Below are 21583 nucleotides of genomic sequence, written 5' to 3'. Positions count from 1 at the left end.
ATGCGGACGACTCAACGCCGAATCCGGACGACTCAGCCCAATTTGTCGCTATTAGTATACATAATATAAATATGCACCATCATAACACCATATACAGACACAATCAAAAAACCGCCGCTCCCTCGCAGAAGGAGCAGCGGTCACTCATCATTTGCCGATCTGGTCATCAAAGTAATCGATGATGCCGCGGTAGATTCCGTCCGTGGCTTTTTCCCGGAAGGCGGGATNCAACGACCTGAAAACAGTCATCTCCGCCGTAAGCGCAAAGGGCGACAAGAACAAGATCGCGACGATCAACATGACGCTCATGATCACCAACATCACGCACCTGCACCGGATCGTCGAACGCATCAAGCAGATCCGGGACATCTATTACGTCCAGCGGGTCACGAACTGACAGGGGGAGACCGCCATGAAAGTCGTCATCCAGAGAAGCCGGGAAGCGTCCGTCCAAGTCGGCGGGGAAGTGACCGGCGAGATTGAGGGCGGGTATGTCCTGCTCGTCGGCATCACGCACTCCGACACCGAAGAGGACATCCGCTACGTCGCTTCGAAAATTGCGAACCTCCGGCTGTTCGAAGACGAAGACGGCAAGATGAACCGCTCGATCCTCGATTCCGGCGGCAGCATCCTGTCGGTGTCCCAGTTCACGCTTTACGCGGACACCCGGAGAGGGAGGCGCCCCGGATTCACCGACGCCGCGCGCCCGGAACAGGCAGAACCCCTCTGGGAGCGGTTCAACGAAGAACTCCGGTCGCTCGGCCTCCGGGTCGAGACCGGCGTATTCGGCGCCATGATGGACGTCCGCCTCGTCAACGACGGCCCCGTCACCGTCATCGTCGAATCAAAACCGAAAGAATGAAACGGTGTTCCCGGGCTAACTTGGGAACACCGTTTTTCTGTAAACCCGGCCGGCTCGAGGAGATGCGTCCGGCTCAGCATGAAATCCGGCCCGAATGCGCCTAAAATGCGCCGATTCTCCAGGTGGAGAAATAAACCTGGACGACTCAAGACCGGATGCGTCCGACTCGGACCGAAATGCGGACGACTCAACGCCGAATCCGGACGACTCAGCCCAATTTGTCGCTATTAGTATACATAATATAAATATGCACCATCATAACACCATATACAGACACAATCAAAAAACCGCCGCTCCCTCGCAGAAGGAGCAGCGGTCACTCATCATTTGCCGATCTGGTCATCAAAGTAATCGATGATGCCGCGGTAGATTCCGTCCGTGGCTTTTTCCCGGAAGGCGGGATCCGCCACCCGGCGTTCTTCGGAAAGATTGCTCAGGAATCCGAGTTCGATCAGGATGGCGGGCTGCCGGTTCTCCCGCAGCACAAGGTAATTTCCTTCCTGGACGCCCCGGTCACGGAAGTCGATTTCCCCTGAAAGGCCGGAGTGGACGGCTTCCGCCAGATTTTGTTGGTGGCTGTTCAAATAATAGGTGGTGAAGCCGTTGACCGAGTGGTCGTTCGTCGCATCGTAATGAAGGCTGATGAACGCATCGGCCCCGTTTTGATTGCTGAGCGACACGCGTTTGCGGAGGCTGATGTACCGGTCGGTGTCGCGGGTCATGATGACTTCGGCACCTGCGGCCCCGAGCTTCGCGGCGAGAAGTTCCGCGGTCGGAAGCGTCAGGTCTTTTTCGTCGGTTCCCCGGATGCCGGTCGTTCCGCGGTCATTGCCGCCGTGTCCGGCATCCACCACGATCGTGAGACCTTTGAGGGTGCCGGGCTTCCGCTTCACTTTCTTTGCGGTCTTGGCGGCTTCCGGTTTCTCCGCATCCGCGGAATCAGCCGAAACGACCCAGCTTGCGACGTAGGCTTCCGTCCCGTCGTCGAGCCGGATCCGGTACCAGTCGTCTTCCTGGCCGAGCGTGCCGAATGCCTGTCCGGCAGCGGCCCTCAGGACGACTTTCCCGGAAGTGGAAGGCTCCGAGCGGATGTTCGTTCCGTCGTAGATGATTGTCACGGTGTTCCCGGCGACGCCGCCGGATTGATTGCCGCCTGCGCCGCTTTCGCCGGGCGTGCTGCCCGAGACCGTCCCGTGGAACGAGTAGACCCAGCCGTCTTTCCCGTCAACGGACAGCAGGATCCAGTTATGCTTCCGGTCCTTGATCGGGTACGTCTCTCCTTTGCGGATGACGCCGACATCTTTTGAGGACTGATCAGGTTCTTTCCTGACGATGAGGCCGCCGACAGAGACGGTGAACCGGGTTCCATCAGCTTCCGCCCCGTCGTCAACTGTCTGCTTTTCCTCGGGATTTGCCGTGCTTTCGGTTATGTATCGGCTGGAGACCCAGCCCTTCTCGCCGTTCCAGGTGATTTCCGTCCACTCGCCGGAGGTGCCGTGCGAGACGGCGCTGTCCCCCTGGTTCATCCGGGATAAAACGGCGGCGGACGTGGACGGCCGGGCGCGGACGTTCAGTCGGTCGACCTGGGAGATGACGGTCTGCCCGGTTTTGGATCCGCCGGGCCGGTTTGTCAGCCAGGAGGCGACCCATCCCGTTCCTGACGGGGTCTCGACCTGCAGCCAGTCCCCGTCTTTTCCGGTGACGGTAAGGCGGTCGCCTTTTTTGAGAGAGCCGGTGATGTCGTGCGTCAGTCCCGGACCCGAGCGGATATTCAACGTCGGGGCGCTCACGGTCACAGATTCGGAAGCGGCCAGCGGGGCGTCTTGCAGCGGGCCGCCGGTTCCGATGGCGGCGGCCAGCAGGATGATGATGATGGCAATGGCTCGTTTGTTCATGGACTCCCCCCTTAAGGATAGTTTAAGGGTGGGGGAATGAAAATTCTATACCTTTTTCGAAAACGGTTGACAGTTGGTTCCTTTGTCATTAACATAATGGGTAATCTATACTGGAATCAACGCCATTGACCGGAAAAGTAATGGTGCGCAAGCCTGAAAAGAGAGGGCGGGACCCCGGCTGAAATCCCGCCTGCAGGCACGCACCGTGAACAACACCCGAGAGGCTCTTCTTCGAAACGGACATCCGCGTAGGAGAAGACGGCGCCGGCCGTTACCCGGACCGAGTGGGCACTTCATGTCAGAAAAGTGCCAATCAGGGTGGAACCGCGGTGGCCAGATGGCCCTCGTCCCTTGCAGCGATGCAGGGGATGGGGGTCTTTTTTCATTTTAAGGAAGGATGGGAATCAAATGATGTTCAAAGTGCCTAGAGGAACGAAAGATCTCCTCCCCGAGGAGACGAAAAGCTGGCAGGCCGTCGAGTCGCTCATCCGTGAGACGTGCCGCCTTTACCGGTACGAAGAGATCCGCACGCCGATCTTCGAGCAGACGGAACTGTTCACCCGCAGCGTCGGGGACACGACGGATATCGTACAGAAAGAGATGTATACGTTCGAGGACCGGGGAGGCCGTTCGGTCACTCTCCGGCCGGAAGGAACTGCGCCGGTCGTCCGGGCATTCGTCGAGCATAAGCTGTTCGGCCTTCCCAATCAGCCGGTGAAGCTCTATTACATGGGGCCGATGTTCCGTTATGAGCGGCAGCAGGCGGGCCGCTACCGGCAGTTCGTCCAGTTCGGCGTGGAAGCGATCGGCAGCGCGTCGCCTGCGATCGATGCCGAAGTGATCGCGCTTGCGATGGATGTGTATCAGAGGGCCGGACTGGAGAACCTGAAGCTCGTCATCAACTCGCTCGGCGACAAAGAGACGAGGGAAGCGCACCGAGAAGCGCTCATCCGCCACTTTGAGCCGTCGATCGGCGAATTCTGCAGCGACTGCCAGAAGCGGCTGGAGAAGAATCCGCTCCGCATCCTCGACTGCAAGGTCGACCGGGACCACCCGCTCATGAAGACGGCCCCGTCCCTGACGGACTATCTGAATGAAGAGTCTGCGCAGTACTTCAATGAAGTGAAGGCGGCGCTGGAATCTCTCGGGATTGCCTATGAAGTGGATCCGAACCTTGTCCGCGGCCTGGATTACTACAACCATACGGCGTTCGAAATCATGAGCACCGCGAAAGGGTTCGGCGCCATCACGACACTCTGCGGAGGCGGCCGCTACAACGGGCTGTCCGAAGAAATCGGCGGACCGGAAGCACCGGGCATCGGATTTGCGATGAGCATCGAACGGCTCCTCATGGCGCTGGAAGCGGAAGGCGTCAAGCTCGGCAACGAAGATTCGCCGGACGCCTTCATCGTGGCGCTCGACGACCGATCGCGCCGGGAGGCCGTCCGGCTGCTCGGTGAACTGAGAGCGGCCGGCGTCACGGCCGACATGGACTACCTCGGCAGGAAAATGAAAGCCCAGATGAAGGCGGCGGACCGGATCGGCGCCAGGTCCGTCATCGTGATCGGGGAAGACGAACTGGAAAAAGGGTCCGCCTCCGTCAAAAACATGGCGGAAGGCACACAGGAACTTGTGCCGTTCGGCGAGATTGCAAAAACAGTTAAACAGATATCATGAGTCGGGAAGGACGAGATCAAGATGAAAAGAACGGACTATTGCGGTGAAGTGACGGAACAGCACGTCGGAGAGCAGGTCGTGCTGAAAGGATGGGTCCAGAAGCGGCGGGACCTCGGAGGGCTGATCTTCGTGGATCTCCGTGACCGGACGGGAATCGTCCAGGTCGTCTTCAATCCTGATTTCTCGGGCGAGGCGATGCAGAAGGCGGACCGTCTGCGCAGTGAGTTTGTCGTGGAAATCCGCGGCACGGTCGCCGGACGCCAGGAAAACCAGATCAACCCGAATCTCAAGACGGGCAAGATCGAGGTGCAGGCGAGCGGCGTCGAGATCATCAATGAATCCAAGACTCCGCCGTTCGTCATCCAGGATGCGACGGACGTCAGCGAAGAGATCCGGTTGAAATACCGTTATCTCGACATGCGCCGTCCCGCCCTCTACAATACGTTCAAGATGCGCTCGGACATCATGAAAACGGTCCGGAACTTCCTGGCGGATGAAGGGTTCCTCGAAGTGGAGACGCCTTACCTGACGAAATCCACCCCGGAAGGCGCCCGCGACTATCTCGTCCCGAGCCGCGTCCACGAAGGGGAATTCTACGCGCTGCCCCAGTCGCCGCAGCTGTTCAAGCAGCTCCTCATGGTATCGGGCTTCGAGAAATATTATCAGATCGTCCGCTGTTTCCGCGACGAAGACCTCCGGGCGGACCGTCAGCCGGAATTCACCCAGATCGACATGGAGATGAGCTTCGTCGAGATCGAGGACGTCATCTCGCTCAATGAAGTGCTCATGCAAAAAGTGATGAAGGACATCAAGGGCATCGAGATCAATGCCCCGTTCCCGCGGATGACGTACGACGAGGCGATGTCCCGCTACGGATCCGACAAGCCGGACGTCCGTTTCGGCCTCGAGCTGAAGGACATCTCGGAAATCGTCAAGGATTCTCTGTTTAAAGTATTTTCCGGTGCGGTCTCCTCGGGCGGCCAAGTGAAGGGCATCAATGTGTCCGGCGCGGCGGCCGACTACTCCCGCAAAGACATCGACGCGCTCGGGGAATATGCAGCGCGTTACGGCGCCAAGGGCCTCGCCTGGATGAAGGTCGAGGAAGAAGGGCTGAAAGGACCGGTCGCCAAGTTCTTCGAAGGAGAAACAGCGGACCGGTTGAAGGAAGCCCTCGAAGCGCAGCCGGGCGACCTTCTGTTGTTCGTCGCCGACAAGCGCGCGGTCGTGGCGGACGCACTCGGCGCACTCCGTCTCAAGCTCGGCAAAGAGCGGGGGCTCATCGATGAATCCAGGTTTGCGTTCCTCTGGGTGACCGACTGGCCGCTGTTCGAGTATGATGAGGAAGACGGCCGGTTCTACGCGGCCCACCATCCGTTCACGATGCCGGTGCGCGAAGACATTCCGAAGCTTGAGACCGAGCCCCAAAACGTGCGTGCGATGGCGTACGACCTCGTCCTGAACGGCTTTGAACTCGGAGGCGGATCGCTGCGGATCTACGAGCGGGACATCCAGGAGAAAATGTTCAAGGCGCTCGGCTTCACGATGGAAGAGGCTCATGCGCAATTCGGCTTCCTGCTTGATGCGTTTGAATACGGCACGCCGCCGCACGGAGGAATCGCCTTCGGACTCGACCGGCTCGTCATGCTCCTGGCGGGGGCGCAGAGCCTGCGCGATGTCATCGCATTTCCGAAGACGGCGAGCGCCAGCGACCTGCTCGTGCAGGCCCCATCGCATGTGGCTGACGGACAACTTGAGGAACTGGGCATTAAGGTCCTCCATGAAAATGAGCCGGAAGAACCTAACGCGGTGAATTGATTTCTGAAATCTCGTATGTTATGATGTCTTTAATACAGATCCTGATGTGTTCGTTATTTGCTTAACAGTTTTGACCGAACAATCAAATCGTCGGGAGCCCGAATTCCGGCATTGCTGGCACGCCCGTCCAGGGACGCCAAACGTGCCGGAGAGGGCACCCACCTGCAAAGTGCGGGTTCAAAACGATCTCCCAAAGACGGCACGATCGGGATCTGTCCAATTTGAAAATTCCATCCCTCCGCCCAAGCGGGGGGTTTTTATTTGGCGGCGAGCCGCCGCAAGGAAAGGAAGGTACGTCCCATGCTGCATCAGTTCTCACGGAATGAATTATCGATCGGGAAAGAAGGGGTGGACCGCTACAGGAAGACGACGGTGGCGGTGCTCGGCGTCGGCGGCGTCGGATCATTTGCCGCGGAAGCATGCGCCCGCTCGGGGATCGGCCGGATCATCTTGATCGACAAAGATGAAGTCGACATCACGAACATCAACCGCCAGCTCGTAGCGAACCTGTCCACGATCGGCCGGCAAAAAACGGAAGTCATGAAGGAGCGGATCGCGGACGTCAACCCCGACTGCGAAGTGATCACGCTCAACATGTTTTATACGGAAGAAACGGCGGAGCAGCTGTTCGAGCTGAAGCCGGATTATGTCATCGACGCGTCGGACACGATCGTCTATAAAATTCATCTGATCAAGGAATGCGTCCGCCGCGGGATCAAGGTCATCTCCAGCATGGGCGTGGCCCGCAAAAATGACCCGACCCGGCTTCAGATCACCGACATCTCCAAAACCCACACCGACCCGCTGGCGAAAGTCATCCGGACCACACTCCGCAAAGACGGCATCAAAAAAGGCGTGCCGGTCGTCTTCTCCGACGAAAGCCCGATTATCGCACGGGAAGAAGTGACCGAGATCGTCGGCAAGCCGGACGCCGAAGTCCGGAAAGCCAAAATGCCGCCGGCTTCCAACGCATTCGTCCCGTCCACCGCCGGCCTATTCTGCGCCAGCTGGGTGCTCAACGACATCGTAAAAGACATCCCGCTCCAGCGGGTGAAGGGATAAGAGCGGAAAATCGGAGTATGGATGCCGAATTCGGAGTAAGGACGCGAATTTCGGAGTATGGGACCAAAAATCGGTGTATGGGTGTCAAATTCGGAGTATGGGATCAAAAGTCGGAGTATGGGACCCAAAATCGGAGTATGGGCGCCAATTTCGGAGTACCGCTCCCGAACTCGGAGTAAAGACGCCGATTTCGAATCTTACCCGATAACTTTCTTATGTCAACCCGCGCATCCCCGTCACCCACCACCCCCCAACCCAAACAAGACCGGCCGGAGCCAAATCGCTCCAGCCGGTCTTCTTAATTCATTTCTTCTTCGAGAATTCCTTCAGTTTCCGGTGGATGCCGGCCATTTTCTTTTCCTTGCCGGAGATGACCGGTTTGTAGAACTCCTCGTTTTTGACCGGGTCGGGGAGGTACTGCTGGGCGGTCCAGCCGCCGAATTCGCCGAGCGGCGTGTCGTGCGGATATTGATAGCCGGTGTGGCCGAGCGCGGCGGCGCCTGCGTAGTGGGCATCCTTCAGATGTGGGGGGATGTCGCCCGTGTCACCGGCATGGATGCGGGCGATCGCCGAATCGAGCGCGGTGTACGCCGAATTGGATTTCTCGGACAGGCACATCTCGATCACCGCCACGCTGAGCGGGATCCGGGCCTCCGGCATTCCGAGCCGCTCCGCGGCCTGGGTCGCGGCAAGGACGTGGGCGCCGACTTCCGGATTGGCCAGCCCGATGTCTTCGTACGCCATGACGAGCAGGCGGCGGCAGACGGCCGTTAGATCGCCGGATTCCAGCAGATGGGCCAAATAAAAGACGCCGGCATCCGCGTCGCTGCCCCTGACGGATTTCTGGAGGGCGCTCAGCATGTTGTAAAAGTGGGAGCCGTTCTTGTCGCCGAACACGCCGCTTCTGCCGATCAGGCTGTCGAGGATCCCGTCTTCGATGACCGTCACGCCGTCTTCTTCATCGGACGCGAGCACGGCCGACTCCAGCATCGTGAGCGCCTTGCGTGCATCTCCGCCGGAACCTTCCGCCAGCCGGCCGATCTGTTCGTCGGTGATCTCGATCTTCATCCGGCCGAGGCCACGGTCGGGATCGGCGACCGCCCGCCGGATCAGCTGTGCGACGTCTTCCGCGCCGAGCGGCTTCATCTGGAGAATTTCGCCGCAGCGTGAGCGGATCGCCGGGTTGACATCATGGTACGGGTTTTCCGTCGTCGCCCCGATCAGGACGATCGAGCCGTTTTCCACATGAGGAAGCAGGGCATCCTGCTGGAGCTTGTTGAACCGGTGGATTTCATCAAGGAACAGGATCACTTTTCCGGTGATGCGGGCCTCCCCGACCACCTGCTCGACATCCTTTTTTCCGGAAGTGGTCGCATTCAGCGCGATGAACGGCAGGCCGCTCGACCCGGCGATCGCATGCGCAAGAGACGTTTTGCCGACGCCCGGCCTTCCGTACAGAAGCATGGACGGAACATGCCCGTTTTTGATCATCCGGTAAAGCGCCGTGTCCTGACCGATGATATGTTCCTGGCCGGCGACTTCATCGATCGAGCGGGGGCGCATCCGGTAGGCGAGAGGTTCATTGTGCACAGGATCATCCCTTTCTTCCATTCCGACTTCCATTATACACATCGCGCGAGGAGTCTTCATGCGCGGGAGCAATGGCGGTTATGCTATAATGTCGGATAGAAAAGAGCAGGCAGCGGGGTGTAGGGATGAAGATATCAACGAGGGGCCGATACGGTCTCGCCATCATGATCGAACTCGGGCGGCAATACGGGAGCGGCCCGGTGCCGCTGCGGAAGATTGCAGAATTGAACGGTCTGTCGGAAGCGTATCTCGAGCAGCTCGTGCCGCCGCTCCGGAATTCTGGACTCGTCAAAAGTGTCAGGGGCGCATACGGCGGCTACAAGCTGGCCAAGCCGCCCCATCTCATCTCGGCAGGAGACGTGATCCGGGTGCTGGAAGGTCCGATCCAGCCGGTCGAGGGGATCGAGGACGAGCCGCAGCCCCAGCGTCAGCTGTGGAGCCGGATCCGGGACGCGGTGAAAGATGTGCTTGATACGGTGACGATCGAAGATCTGAAAGACATGGATGACAAGGCCGGCGACGACGGCTACATGTTCTATATATGAAGGAGTATACACAATGAACAGAATTTATCTTGACCATGCGGCGACGACGCCGGTCCGTCCGGAAGTGGCGGAGCGGTTTGCCGAGCTTCTCGCATCGGCTTACGGAAATCCGTCCAGCATCCACGGGACCGGACGCGACGCCCGGCGGATCCTGGATGAGAGCCGGACGGTGATCGCCCGCTCGATCGGTGCAGAACCGAATGAAATCATCTTTACGGGCGGGGGGACGGAGAGCGACAATCTCGCCATCTTCGGCACCGCCGCAGCGAGGAAAGATGAGGGGCGGCATATCATCACGAGCAACGTGGAGCACCACGGCGTCATGAACGCCGTCCGGAAACTGGAGACAGAAGGGTTTTCAGTGACCTGGCTGCCCGTCGACCAGAATGGAAGCGTGTCGCCGGAAGATGTCCGGGCCGCCCTGCGCGACGACACGATCCTCGTGACCATCATGACGGGAAACAATGAAGTCGGCACGATCCAGCCGATCGGTGAAATCGGAAAGATCCTGAAAGGCCACCGGGCCACATTCCATACCGATGCCGTCCAGGCATACGGGGAAATCCCGCTTGACGTCGACCGGCTCGGCGTCGATCTGCTGAGCGCCTCCGCGCACAAGATCAACGGGCCAAAGGGGACCGGTTTCCTCTACCAGCGGAGCGGGACGAAACTTTCCCCGTCTTCTGCGGGCGGCGAACAGGAGCGCAAGCGCAGGGCCGGCACCGAAAACGTCCCGGCCATCGCCGCGTTTGCCCGCGCGGCAGAGATCGCCGGGGAGACGATGGAGGAGCGCTCGGAAGAGTACGGCATGTTCAAGCGACTCTTCGCATCCGCATTCATGGGAGAAGGAATCGAATTCCGCATCAATGCCGCGGAAGCGGAGACGCTGCCGCATATCCTGAACATCAGTTTCCCGGGAACGGACATCGAGCAGCTGCTCGTCAATCTCGATCTCGAAGGCATCGCCGTCTCGAGCGGCTCCGCCTGCACGGCGGGCTCCATCGACCCGTCACACGTCCTCGTGGCGATGTACGGGGAAGGGGCGCCGGAACTGCGGAACTCGGTCCGTTTCAGCTTCGGTTACGGACTTGAAGGCAAAGACATCCGGGACGCCGCAGCCGCAACGGCCGCCGTCGTCCGGAGACTGACAAGGCTACAGAAGGGTGAAAACAATGACAGCAACTAAATCACCGGCGGAAACACGGGTGGTCGTCGGCATGTCCGGCGGCGTCGATTCGTCCGTCACCGCCCTGCTGCTGAAAGAGCAGGGCTATGACGTCATCGGCATCTTCATGAAAAACTGGGATGACACCGATGAAGCCGGCGTCTGCACGGCGACGGAAGACTATGAAGACGTCATCCGGGTGTGCAACCAGATCGGCATCCCGTACTACGCCGTCAACTTTGAAAAACAATACTGGGACAAGGTGTTCACCTATTTCCTCGACGAATACCGGGCGGGCAGAACGCCGAACCCGGACGTCATGTGCAACAAAGAGATCAAATTCAAGGCGTTCCTCGACCACGCCATGAGCCTCGGCGCAGACTATCTGGCGACCGGGCACTACGCGCGCGTCAAAGAACGGGACGGGGAGACCGTCATGCTGAGGGGCGTCGACGACAACAAAGACCAGACCTACTTCCTGAACCAGCTGACCCAGGACCAGCTTTCCAAGGTGATGTTCCCGCTCGGCCATCTCCAGAAGCCGGAAGTAAGGGAAATCGCAGAGAAGGCGGACCTTGCCACGGCGAAGAAAAAGGACTCGACCGGCATCTGCTTCATCGGCGAGCGCAATTTCAAGGAATTCCTGTCGGGGTACCTGCCGGCCCAGCAAGGCGCCATGGAAACGATGGACGGGAAGCGCATGGGCACCCACGACGGGCTCATGTACTATACGATCGGCCAGCGCCACGGTCTCGGGATCGGCGGAGCGGGTGATCCGTGGTTTGTCATCGGCAAGGACCTGGACCGCAACGTGCTCATCGTCGGACAGAACTTCCACAATGACGCCCTCTACTCGGACAGCCTCCGGGCGGTCGGGGTCAGCTTCACGTCGGAACGTCCGAAACCCGGCCGGTTCCGCTGCACGGCGAAATTCCGCTACCGCCAGCCGGACACCGCCGTGGAAGTGGAGCTCGGCGAAGACGGGACGGCTTCCGTCCTGTTCGACGAGCCGGTCCGCGCCATCACTCCGGGCCAGGCGGTCGTCTTCTATGACGGGGACGAGTGCCTCGGCGGCGGCACGATCGATAAAGTGTTCAAAAACGGCGTCCGGCTCGAATATGTCGGATAAGGAGGGGCATCATGGACCATAACGCGGAAGGGATCGAAGCGATCCGGAACGAAGACTACGAAAAAGCGGTGAAGGCCTTTTCCGATGCAATCGAGCAAAATCCGGAAGACCCGATCGGCTACATCAATTTCGGCAATCTTCTGGCCACGCTCGGCAGGCCGGAAGAAGCAGGGAAGGCGGAGCGGTTCTTCCAGAAGGCGCTCACGCTCGATCCTTCATCGATGACCGCCGTCTACGGGCTGGCAGGGCTTTATTACAACGAGGAACGCTATGATGAAGCGGCCAAGCTCTATGAAAAGGCGATCCGCGGCGGCATCGACGGGGCGGACGCTCCGTTCATGCTCGCGAAATCGCTCGAGCGCTCCGGCAAGCCGAAGCTCGCCCTGCCGTACATGCAGCGGGCGGCGGAGCTCTCGCCGGACGACGTCCAGATCCGGCTGTCGTACGGCATCCTGCTCGCCTCGCTCGAGATGTTCGGCCCGGCGGCGGATGAGCTGAAGTTTGTTTTGACGGCGGATCCAAAAAACGCGGATGCCCACTACAATCTGGGCGTGCTCTACGCGGTGTCGACCCAGCAGAAGGAAGACGCGCTCCGCCATCTCAAGCAGGCCTACACGCTCGATCCCGAGCATGTCCAGGCCCGGTATGTATACGACATGATCAGCCAGGCGGAAGAATAACAAAAGGGAGGTCCGGCACATGGCGGGGCAGATTGACCTATTCGAAGAGGAAAAACAATATGTCACCGGCAGGCCGATCGTTTCGATCTTCCACAACTCGCAGAACCTGTTTTCCATCATCAAGGTGAAGGTGGATTCAACGGACACCGGCTATGACGGAAAGGAAATCGTCGTGGCCGGCCACTTCCCCCCGCTCCCGGGGGAAGATACATATAAGTTCATCGGGCGCATCGTCGACCATCCGAAATACGGCACGCAGTTCAAGGCGGATCTTTTCAAAAAAGATATGCCGGACACGGAGACCGGCCTCGTCCATTATTTGTCGTCTGACCTGTTTCCGGGGATCGGTCGAAAAACGGCGCAGTCGGTCGTCGACACGCTCGGCAAGGAGACGATCTCGCTCATCTTAAACGAGCCGTCATGCCTCGGCCGGGTGCCCCGTCTTTCGGATGAACGCAAGGAAACGCTCGTCACCGTCCTGCAGGAGAACTTGGGGCTCGAGCGGATCATGATCAGCCTGAACGAATGGGGCTTCGGCCCGCAGCTCGCGATGCGCATCTACCAGACCTACCGGGAAGAGACGGTCCAGGCCCTGACGGAAAATCCGTACCGGCTCATCGGCGAAGTGGAGGGGGTCGGGTTCCAGCGGGCGGACGAGCTCGGCTCAAAGCTCGGGCTGACCGGCGCGCACCCGGACAGGGTCAAGGCGGCCGTCCTCCATATCCTGAACACCGCCGCCTTGTCGGACGGCCATGTGTTCATGGAGTCTGCGGCACTGCTTCCCGACGCCAAGCGAATGCTCGAGGCGAGCCAGCCGGAGAAGATCCCGTTTGAATCGATCTCGAATGCGATCATCGAGCTCGGGGAAGAAGGGAAGATCGTCGTCGAGGAACAGCGCTGCTATATGCCGTCGCTTTACTTTTCCGAAGTCGGGATCGCGTCACGGATCATCACGCTGCTGGAAGATTCCTCGCACAGCGAAGCATTTCCCGAAGCCGAAATCCGGCTCGGGCTCGGCGAAATCGAGGAGCGTCTCGGCGTCGACTACGCGGAAACCCAGGCGGAGGCGATCGGCCTCGCCCTCCGCTCGTCCGTCATGATCCTGACCGGCGGCCCCGGCACGGGCAAGACGACCGTCATCCGCGGTCTCGTCGAACTGTACGCGGAGCTCCACGGACTGTCACTCGATCCGAAGGACTATGCAGGAAAAGAAGAGGCGTTTCCGATCGTGCTGGCCGCGCCGACCGGCCGGGCCGCCAAGCGCATGTCCGAATCGACGGAGCTGCCAGCGATGACGATCCACCGGCTGCTCGGATTCAACGGCCAGGACCGCGAGGAAGAGACCGAGCGGGAACTGGACGGAAGGCTCTTCATCATCGATGAGGTGTCGATGGTCGACACGTGGCTCGCCCATCAGCTGCTGAAGGCGATTCCGGATGGGGCGCAGGTCGTGCTCGTCGGCGATGAAGACCAGCTGCCGCCGGTCGGTCCCGGGCAGGTGCTCAAAGACCTGCTCGCGTCCGGAAAAGTGCCGACCGTCGAACTGACCGATATCTTCCGGCAGAGCGCCGGCTCCTCGATCATCGAGCTCGCCCACGGCGTCAAGCAGGGCCGTCTGCCGGAAGACGTGGCGCAGAAGACGTCCGACCGGTCGTTCATCCGGGCCGGCGCCGAGCAGATCCCCGACGTCGTGGAAAAAGTGCTGAACAGCGCGCTCTCTAAAGGCCAGTCGATCCAGGAGGTCCAGGTGCTCGCCCCGATGTACAAAGGGCCTGCCGGCATCGACAGCCTGAACCGGATGATCCAGGAAATGGTGAACCCGCCGGCCGACGGCAGGAAGGAGACCGTCTTCGGCGACGTGACCTACCGGATCGGCGACAAGGTCCTTCAGCTCGTCAACCAGCCGGAGAGCAACGTCTTCAACGGGGACATCGGAGAAGTCATCGCCATCATCAAGGCGAATGAGACGGTCGACAAGAAAGAGCTCCTCGTCGTTTCGTTCGACGGGCTCGAGGTGGAATACGAACGCAAAGACCTGAACCAGCTGACGCTCGCCTACTGCATCTCCATCCATAAATCGCAGGGGAGCGAGTTCGGGACGGTCATCATGCCGGTCGTCCGGATGTATCACCGGATGCTCCGGCGCAACCTGCTCTATACCGGGCTCACGAGGGCGAAGAACTTCCTCATCATGCTCGGCGAGCCGGATGTGTTCAAGGAAGGCATCGCCCGCACCGACGACCTGAGCCGCCGGACGACGCTCACGCAGCGGATCACCGGAGAACATCCGTCCGACGCGCAAGAGCCGAAGCCGGCGGCCGGCGGGGAAGAGAAACGGGAAGCCGGCACAGAGGGCGGACAGAAGACAGCCGTCTCTCCGTCTTCCGGCCGGGAAAAGCCGGAGCCGGCCGAATCCCCGACGTCCGGGCCCGCCGCCCTCACCGCCGCCAATCACATGCAGATCGATCCGCTCATCGGCATGCATGCGGTCACGCCATATGATTTCATGGACGACAGGCGTTGACAAGAGGGCCGCGTATTTCTATAATGCAGTTAATACGACAATGCGAAGACGGAGAAAGTACGCACTGCGCCCGTACAGAAAGGGGTCCCTCGGCTGAAAGGATCCCCGCAGGCAACGATGCGGAAAGCTACTCCGGAGTGCAGCTCATCCCTGCCGTGCAGCCGCGTTAAGGCGATTTGAGAGACAGCCGTCAATCGGCTGTAATCAGGGTGGTACCGCGAAAATCAAACCTTCGTCCCTTTTGCCGGGGCGGAGGTTTTTATTTTTGCGCAGGCATTGGAACAAAAAAAGGAGGATAACGAGTTGAAACCATACACATCTGCCGAACTTCGTGACATGTTCCTTGAATTCTTCAGGGAGAAGGGCCACTCCGTCGAGCCGAGCGCCTCGCTCGTCCCGGTCGAAGACCCGTCGCTTCTCTGGATCAACAGCGGGGTCGCCACGCTGAAGAAATACTTTGACGGCCGGGTCATCCCGGCAAATCCGAGGATCGTGAATTCCCAGAAGGCGATCCGCACGAACGATATCGAGAATGTCGGGAAGACGGCGCGCCACCACACGTTCTTTGAAATGCTCGGCAACTTCTCAATCGGTGACTACTTCAAAAAAGAGGCGATCCACTGGGCATGGGAATTCCTGACTTCCGAGAAGTGGATCGGCTTCCATCCGGAACGCCTGTCCGTCACCGTCCATCCGGAAGACGAGGAAGCGTATGCCATCTGGCTCGACGAAGTCGGCGTGCCCGAAGAGCGGATCATCCGTCTCGAGGGGAACTTCTGGGACATCGGCGAAGGCCCGTCCGGCCCGAACTCGGAAATCTTCTACGACCGCGGAGAAGCGTACGGAAGCGACTTCTCGGATCCGGAACTGTATCCGGGCGGGGAGAACGAACGGTACCTGGAGATCTGGAACCTCGTCTTCTCCGAATTCAACCATAATCCCGATCACACATACACGCCGCTGCCGAAGCAGAACATCGATACAGGGATGGGACTCGAGCGGATCGCCTCGGTTGTCCAGGATGTTCCGACAAACTTCGATACGGACCTATTCATGCCGATCATCCGCGAGATCGAAGAGATTTCCGGCGTCCGGTACGGCGAGAATGATGAGAAGGACACAGCTTTCAAAGTGATCGCCGACCATATCCGGACCGTCGCATTTGCGGTCGGGGACGGGGCCTTCCCTTCGAACGAGGGACGCGGCTATGTGCTCCGCAGGCTCCTGCGCCGGGCGGTCCGCTACGCCAAGCAGCTCGGAATCGACAAGCCGTTCATGTACCGGCTCGTGCCGGTCGTCGGCGACATCATGAAGAGCTATTATCCGGAAGTGGAAGAGAAGGCCGAGTTCATCCAGCGCGTGATCAAGAACGAGGAAGACCGGTTCCACGAAACGTTGAATGAAGGCCTCTCGATCCTGGAAGGGGTCATCGGACGCCTCCGGGAAGAGGGCGGAACGGTCATCCCCGGCAAGGACGTTTTCCGGCTGTACGACACGTTCGGCTTCCCGGCAGAACTGACGGAAGAATATGCCGAGGAACACGGCTACGGCATCGACGAGGAAGGCTTCCGGGAAGAAATGGAACACCAGCGGGAGCGGGCGCGCGCAGCGCGCCAGGACGTCGGCTCGATGCAAGTCCAGTCCGGCGTGCTCGGCGGCTTCCATGAAGAAAGTGAATTCATCGGATACGACCATCTCGTCACCGGCTCCAAGATCATCGCAATCATCCGGGACGGCGCGCTTGCGGACAAGGCGGAAGAGGGCGAGGAAGTCCGGATCATCCTCGACCGGACCCCGTTCTACGCAGAAAGCGGCGGCCAGATCGCGGACCACGGGACGATCTCGGGAGACGGGTTCCGCGCTGCAGTCCGGGACGTGCGCAAAGCGCCGAACGGTCAAAACCTCCACACGGTGACAGTGGAAGCGGGAACTCTGTACAAAGGGGACGCCGCCAAAGCCGAAGTGGACGCGGAACTCCGTCTACAGACGGTCAAGAACCATACGGCGACCCACCTGCTCCACCGGGCATTGAAGGATGTTCTCGGAGAGCATGTGAACCAGGCCGGCTCTTACGTCGGGCCGGACCGGCTGCGCTTTGACTTCAGCCACTTCGGCGCAATGTCGAAACAAGAGCTCGAGCAGGTCGAGCGCATCGTGAACGAACAGATCTGGGCAGGCACGGGCGTCGGCACGGCTTATCATGCGATTGACGAGGCGAAGCAGATGGGGGCGATGGCCCTGTTCGGCGAAAAGTACGGCGATGTCGTGCGAGTCGTGTCGATCGGCGATTACTCCCTTGAACTTTGCGGCGGCTGCCACGTCGGCAACACTGCCGAGATCGGCCTGTTCAAGATCCTGTCGGAAGGCGGCATCGGAGCCGGCACCCGGCGGATCGAGGCGCTCACCGGCAAGGAAGCGTTCCTGCATCTGAACCGCGAGGAACAGACGCTCGAAGAAACGGCGGCGATCCTGAAAGCGAAGCCGGCAGACGTTCCGCAAAAAGTTTCATCGGTGCTCGCCGAACAGAAGGAGCTCCGGCGCCGGCTCGATTCCTTTGCGGCCCAGAAGGCGCACGGACAAGTCGATGAGCTCCTGAAAAACGCCCGCCAGGAAGACGGGATCACAGTCGTCGCGGCGAAAATCGACGGAGCGGACGGCAACGCGCTCCGGAACATGCTCGATGAACTGAAGCAAAAAGTGGACAAGGGCGTGATCGTCCTCGGCTCCGCCGGAGAAGGTAAAGTCACACTGGCGGCGGGCGTCACGAAAAACATTGCCGGCGCCGACTATCATGCCGGCAATATCGTCCGCCATGTTGCAGAGATCTGTGGCGGCAAGGGCGGAGGCCGTCCGGACATGGCGATGGCCGGCGGGAAAGACCCGTCAAAACTTGATGAAGCCCTTCAATCCGTGTATGATTTAGTCAAATCCGTTTAACAGGCGGATCGGTTCGTCCATAATGGGATGCATGGCGGTCCGGGCTGCCGTGCGTCCAAGGTGAAAGCGGGGTGCTGATCTTGGATTCATTCGACAAAACGATGAAGTTCAACTTTCCCGAGGAGCCGATGGAAGATGAAGTGCGCACCGTCATGCTGAAAGTCCATGCCGCGCTGAAAGAGAAGGGATACAGCCCGATCAACCAGATCGTCGGCTATCTCCTTTCGGGGGATCCGGCATATATCCCGCGGCATGACGATGCCCGCAACATGATCCGGAAGCTCGAACGCGACGAGATCATCGAGGAGCTCGTGAAATACTACATCTCCGGCCATGACGGAAAGCGTCCATGAGGGTGATGGGATTCGACGTCGGCACGAAAACGGTCGGCGTAGCGGTCAGTGACGGCCTCGGGTGGACAGCCCAGGGCGTCGAAACGGTGAAGATCAATGAGGAGGCGGGCGAGTTCGGGATTGCCCGCATCCGGGAGCTGGTCTCCGAATATGGTGTAACATCGTTTGTGGTCGGGTATCCGAAGAATATGAACAACACTGTCGGCCCGCGTGCGGAAGCTTCCGACCGGTTCGCACGGATGCTGGAAGAGGAATTCTCGCTGCCCGTCGAACTGTGGGACGAGCGATTGACCACGATGGCGGCCGAGCGCATGCTCATCGAGGCGGACGTCAGCCGCAAAAAGCGGAAAACCGTCATCGACAAGATGGCGGCCGTCATGATCCTGCAAGGCTGGCTGGACAGAAAAAATCGGATGGGGTGATCAGAGATGGAACACGGAGAAGCGAACATCACGATCGTGGATGAAGAAGGAAACGAGCAGCTCTGCGAGGTGCTCTTCACGTTTGACGCCGAACAATTCGGCAAGTCCTACGTCCTTTACTACCCGCTCGGAGCGGAGGAGGACGAGGATGACCAGATCGAAATCCACGCCTCTTCCTTCGTTCCCGGCGAAGACGGTGCCGAAGGCGAACTGAAGCCGATCGAAACCGACGAAGAGTGGGACATGATCGAGGAAATGCTGAACACATTCCTCGCCGAAGATGAGGAAGACGACGAGGACGAAGACGAAGAATAAGGCAACAAGGCGGAACCCGGCACTGCCGGATTCCGTCTTTTTCTTTTAGCGGGGTTCATGTATAATAGCCTCGATATGAAAGTGGGTGTGGACAGGAAGTGGCCAAGAGATCAAAACGTGAAATCATGATTGAACGGATGGAAGACAAAAAGCGGGAAGTGAAGACGGTCCGGCGGATTGTGCTGATCGTTTTCCTTTCCGCCCTGCTCCTTCTGATCGTCGGAGGGGCGGTTGCCTATACATATGTCTCAGGAGCATTGAAGCCGGTCGACCCCGACTCGGAAAAGATCGTGGAAGTCGAAGTCCCGATCGGGTCCAACCTGGACTCGATCGCCCAGCGGCTGGAAGACAAGGGCATCATCAGAAATGCGAAGATCTTCAAGTATTATGCCAAGTTCAACAACGAAAGCGACTTCCAGGCCGGAAACTATGGCCTGACCAAGTCGATGACGCCCGATGAATTGATTGAAAGTCTGAAGACGGGCAAAGTATACCGGACGCCGGTGTTCACCTTCACGGTGCCGGAGGGTCTCACGCTCGACCAGATCTCCAAGGTCATCGAGGATAAGACCGACTATACCGGCGAACAGTTCATGGAGCTCGTCCAGGATCCGGGATTCGTCGACAAGATGATGGAGCTCTATCCCGGACTCCTGACAGACGAAGTGAAGAACGAGCACATCAAGTTCCCGCTTGAAGGGTACCTGTTCCCGGCGACCTACCCGGTCTACGAGGAAAACCCGACACTCGAATCGCTCGTCAAGATGATGCTGGAAGCCACCGACCAGGCGGTCACGCCGTACCGGGACGTGCTGGCCGAACAGGAGCACAGCGTCCACTGGCTGCTGACTTTCGCTTCGCTCCTTGAAAAGGAAGCGACGGCGGCGACGGACCGGAAAGCGATCGCGAGCGTGTTCTTCAACCGCATCGATGAGGGGATGCCGCTCCAGACGGACCCGACCGTCGCCTACGCGCACGGCGAGCATCTGTCGAGGACGATGTACAGCGACCTGGAAATCGACGACGCCTACAATACGTACAAGAACCAGGGACTCCCGCCGGGCCCGATCGCGAACGCCGGCAAGAGTTCGATCGAGGCGGTGCTCGATCCGGTCCAGAGCGATTATCTGTACTTCCTGGCGGACAAGGAAGGCAACAACCATTTTGCGGTCACATACGAGGAACATCTGAAAAACCGTGACAAATACATCACAAACGGTGAATAAATCCGGCTGAAGAGAAGGGGGGCACTCGCTTTCCTTCTCTTTCCGTGGTATTATGGTCGGGGATTTTTGGAGAAGCGGGTGGCAGACATGCAACATGATTTTAGCAACTATACGGAGAGCCTGATCCGGCCGCGGCCGGATCATATTGCGGAAATGGAGCGTTATGCGTCCGAACACCGGGTCCCGATCATGCAGCTGGAGGGGATGGAAGCACTCCTCCAGCTGCTCAGGGTCCAGCGTCCGGAACGGATCCTTGAAATCGGCACGGCGATCGGCTACTCCGCCCTCCGCATGGCAGAAGCTCTGCCGGGCGCGGAAGTGGTGACGATCGAGCGGGATGCCGGGATGCAGGAACAGGCGGCGGCAAACCTCGCCGGATCCCCGGCGGGCGCCCGTGTCACCGTCATTGCGGGCGATGCCCTCGAACTCGGCAGGGACATGCCGGACGGGCCTTTTGATGCGTTGTTCATCGACGCGGCAAAAGGGCAGTACCGCAAGTTCTTTGACCTGTACACGCCCCTGCTCAGCGAGTGCGGCGTCATTTACTGCGACAATATGTTCATGCACGGCCTCGCGGCGGACAAGCCGGAAGACGTGCCGAAGAAAAACCGGACGATGATCCGCAAGCTGAAAGAATTCACGGCCTGGATCATGGACCATCCGGAATACGACTCGGCCCTCATCCCTGTAGGGGACGGGCTGCTCGTCAGCACGAAAAAGAATCAACCCGGGAAGGTGCAGCAATATGACTAAACAGCGGCCGCTCATCATCGGCATCGCCGGCGGCTCCGGCTCCGGCAAGACGAGCGTCACCCGTTCCATCTACGACGTGGTGAAAGAGCATTCGGTCGTCGTCATCGAACACGACTATTATTACAAAGACCAGTCCCATCTGGCATTTGAGGAACGGCTGAAGACGAACTATGACCATCCGCTCGCATTTGACACGGACCTGCTGATCGAGCATATCAATGAACTGCTCGAAGGCCGCCCGGTCCAGCGTCCGGTCTATGATTACGCCCTTCACACCCGTTCCGATAAAACGGAAGTGATCGAGCCGAAAGATGTCATCATCCTGGAAGGGATCCTCGTCCTGGACGACGTCCGGCTCCGGGAGCTCATGGACATCAAACTCTTCGTCGATACGGACGCGGACCTCCGCATCATCCGGAGGATCCAGCGCGACCTCTCCGAACGCGGCCGGTCCATTGATTCGGTGATCGGCCAGTATTTGTCGGTCGTCCGCCCGATGCACAATCAATTCATCGAGCCGACGAAACGCTACGCGGATGTCATCATCCCGGAAGGCGGAGAAAACAAAGTGGCCATCGACCTGATGGTGACGAAAATAAAAACAATTCTTGAATCTACACAAAAAATGTAATA

The 21583-nt window shown here is 59.3% G+C and carries 18 protein-coding genes, 1 other RNA gene, 1 pseudogene and 2 other annotated features; of the genes and pseudogenes, 18 read left to right on the top strand and 2 right to left on the bottom strand.

Going from position 1 to position 21583, the window contains the following annotated elements; all coding sequences use genetic code 11:
• Positions 1-229 precede the first annotated feature (229 nt).
• Positions 230-397, top strand: a pseudogene (locus BN1189_RS13900) (ACT domain-containing protein); the annotation flags it as partial.
• Positions 398-412: 15 nt separating this feature from the next.
• Entirely contained in the window at positions 413-862 is a 450-nt protein-coding gene (dtd, locus tag BN1189_RS13895; RefSeq protein ID WP_040228904.1) for a D-aminoacyl-tRNA deacylase, read from the top strand.
• Between the two features lie 323 nt (positions 863-1185).
• Here dtd and BN1189_RS13890 read toward each other — a convergent pair whose 3' ends face one another.
• Positions 1186-2757 (bottom strand): N-acetylmuramoyl-L-alanine amidase, encoded by a 1572-nt coding sequence (locus BN1189_RS13890; protein WP_040228903.1) that lies wholly within the window; start codon positions 2755-2757, stop codon positions 1186-1188.
• Between the two features lie 116 nt (positions 2758-2873).
• Positions 2874-3112 (top strand) — a binding site (T-box leader).
• 53 nt (positions 3113-3165) lie between these two features.
• Here BN1189_RS13890 and hisS point away from each other — a divergent pair.
• The 4 genes from hisS to BN1189_RS13870 all read left to right on the top strand — a co-directional run bounded on the left by hisS (position 3166) and on the right by BN1189_RS13870 (position 7311).
• Complete coding sequence (gene hisS, locus BN1189_RS13885; protein ID WP_040228902.1) at positions 3166-4434, top strand: histidine--tRNA ligase; 1269 nt, start codon at positions 3166-3168, stop codon at positions 4432-4434.
• A gap of 21 nt (positions 4435-4455) precedes the next feature.
• Complete coding sequence (gene aspS / locus BN1189_RS13880) at positions 4456-6249, top strand: aspartate--tRNA ligase (RefSeq protein ID WP_040228901.1); 1794 nt, start codon at positions 4456-4458, stop codon at positions 6247-6249.
• A gap of 35 nt (positions 6250-6284) precedes the next feature.
• A non-coding RNA gene (gene ssrS, locus BN1189_RS13875) (6S RNA) lies at positions 6285-6465 on the top strand.
• Between the two features lie 84 nt (positions 6466-6549).
• Complete coding sequence (locus BN1189_RS13870; RefSeq protein ID WP_040228900.1) at positions 6550-7311, top strand: tRNA threonylcarbamoyladenosine dehydratase; 762 nt, start codon at positions 6550-6552, stop codon at positions 7309-7311.
• Positions 7312-7614: 303 nt separating this feature from the next.
• On the opposite strand, the gene BN1189_RS13865 is transcribed toward BN1189_RS13870, so the two are convergent.
• Complete coding sequence (locus tag BN1189_RS13865) at positions 7615-8901, bottom strand: replication-associated recombination protein A (RefSeq protein ID WP_040228924.1); 1287 nt, start codon at positions 8899-8901, stop codon at positions 7615-7617.
• A 125-nt stretch (positions 8902-9026) separates the two neighbouring features.
• Here BN1189_RS13865 and cymR point away from each other — a divergent pair, with 125 nt between their 5' ends.
• The 12 genes from cymR to udk all read left to right on the top strand — a co-directional run bounded on the left by cymR (position 9027) and on the right by udk (position 21581).
• The gene (cymR, locus tag BN1189_RS13860) at positions 9027-9446 is read left to right on the top strand and encodes a cysteine metabolism transcriptional regulator CymR (protein WP_040228899.1); all 420 of its coding nucleotides are present in this window, start codon (positions 9027-9029) and stop codon (positions 9444-9446) included.
• Between the two features lie 13 nt (positions 9447-9459).
• On the top strand, positions 9460-10632 hold the full coding sequence (locus BN1189_RS13855) for a cysteine desulfurase family protein (protein ID WP_040228898.1): 1173 nt from the start codon (positions 9460-9462) through the stop codon (positions 10630-10632).
• Positions 10619-11740 (top strand): tRNA 2-thiouridine(34) synthase MnmA, encoded by a 1122-nt coding sequence (gene mnmA, locus BN1189_RS13850; RefSeq protein WP_040228897.1) that lies wholly within the window; start codon positions 10619-10621, stop codon positions 11738-11740. Before BN1189_RS13855 ends, mnmA begins: the two co-directional genes overlap by 14 nt.
• Positions 11741-11751: 11 nt before the next feature.
• Positions 11752-12420, top strand: a complete 669-nt coding sequence (locus BN1189_RS13845; RefSeq protein WP_040228896.1) for a tetratricopeptide repeat protein — start codon at positions 11752-11754, stop codon at positions 12418-12420.
• Between the two features lie 19 nt (positions 12421-12439).
• The gene (gene recD2, locus BN1189_RS13840) at positions 12440-14944 is read left to right on the top strand and encodes an SF1B family DNA helicase RecD2 (RefSeq protein WP_040228895.1); all 2505 of its coding nucleotides are present in this window, start codon (positions 12440-12442) and stop codon (positions 14942-14944) included.
• Positions 14945-14980: 36 nt separating this feature from the next.
• Positions 14981-15187: a binding site (T-box leader), on the top strand.
• A gap of 60 nt (positions 15188-15247) precedes the next feature.
• Complete coding sequence (gene alaS, locus BN1189_RS13835) at positions 15248-17881, top strand: alanine--tRNA ligase (RefSeq protein ID WP_040228894.1); 2634 nt, start codon at positions 15248-15250, stop codon at positions 17879-17881.
• 80 nt (positions 17882-17961) lie between these two features.
• Positions 17962-18234: an IreB family regulatory phosphoprotein gene (locus BN1189_RS13830; protein ID WP_040228893.1), complete on the top strand. Its 273-nt coding sequence runs from the start codon at positions 17962-17964 to the stop codon at positions 18232-18234.
• The gene (ruvX, locus tag BN1189_RS13825) at positions 18231-18656 is read left to right on the top strand and encodes a Holliday junction resolvase RuvX (protein WP_040228892.1); all 426 of its coding nucleotides are present in this window, start codon (positions 18231-18233) and stop codon (positions 18654-18656) included. The genes BN1189_RS13830 and ruvX overlap by 4 nt, the downstream gene beginning before the upstream one ends.
• 6 nt (positions 18657-18662) lie before the next feature.
• Positions 18663-18971: a DUF1292 domain-containing protein gene (locus BN1189_RS13820; RefSeq protein WP_040228891.1), complete on the top strand. Its 309-nt coding sequence runs from the start codon at positions 18663-18665 to the stop codon at positions 18969-18971.
• Positions 18972-19069: 98 nt separating this feature from the next.
• The gene (gene mltG / locus BN1189_RS13815) at positions 19070-20197 is read left to right on the top strand and encodes an endolytic transglycosylase MltG (protein WP_098049701.1); all 1128 of its coding nucleotides are present in this window, start codon (positions 19070-19072) and stop codon (positions 20195-20197) included.
• 87 nt (positions 20198-20284) lie between these two features.
• Positions 20285-20950, top strand: a complete 666-nt coding sequence (locus BN1189_RS13810) for an O-methyltransferase (protein ID WP_040228889.1) — start codon at positions 20285-20287, stop codon at positions 20948-20950.
• Entirely contained in the window at positions 20943-21581 is a 639-nt protein-coding gene (gene udk / locus BN1189_RS13805) for a uridine kinase (protein ID WP_040228888.1), read from the top strand. Before BN1189_RS13810 ends, udk begins: the two co-directional genes overlap by 8 nt.
• Positions 21582-21583 lie beyond the last annotated feature (2 nt).

The sequence above is a fragment of the Bhargavaea cecembensis genome (assembly GCF_000826125.2).
Lineage (GTDB): Bacteria > Bacillota > Bacilli > Bacillales_A > Planococcaceae > Bhargavaea > Bhargavaea cecembensis_B.
Note: the sequence above shows the minus strand (reverse complement) of the source record. Positions and strands in the feature narration are given on the sequence as shown.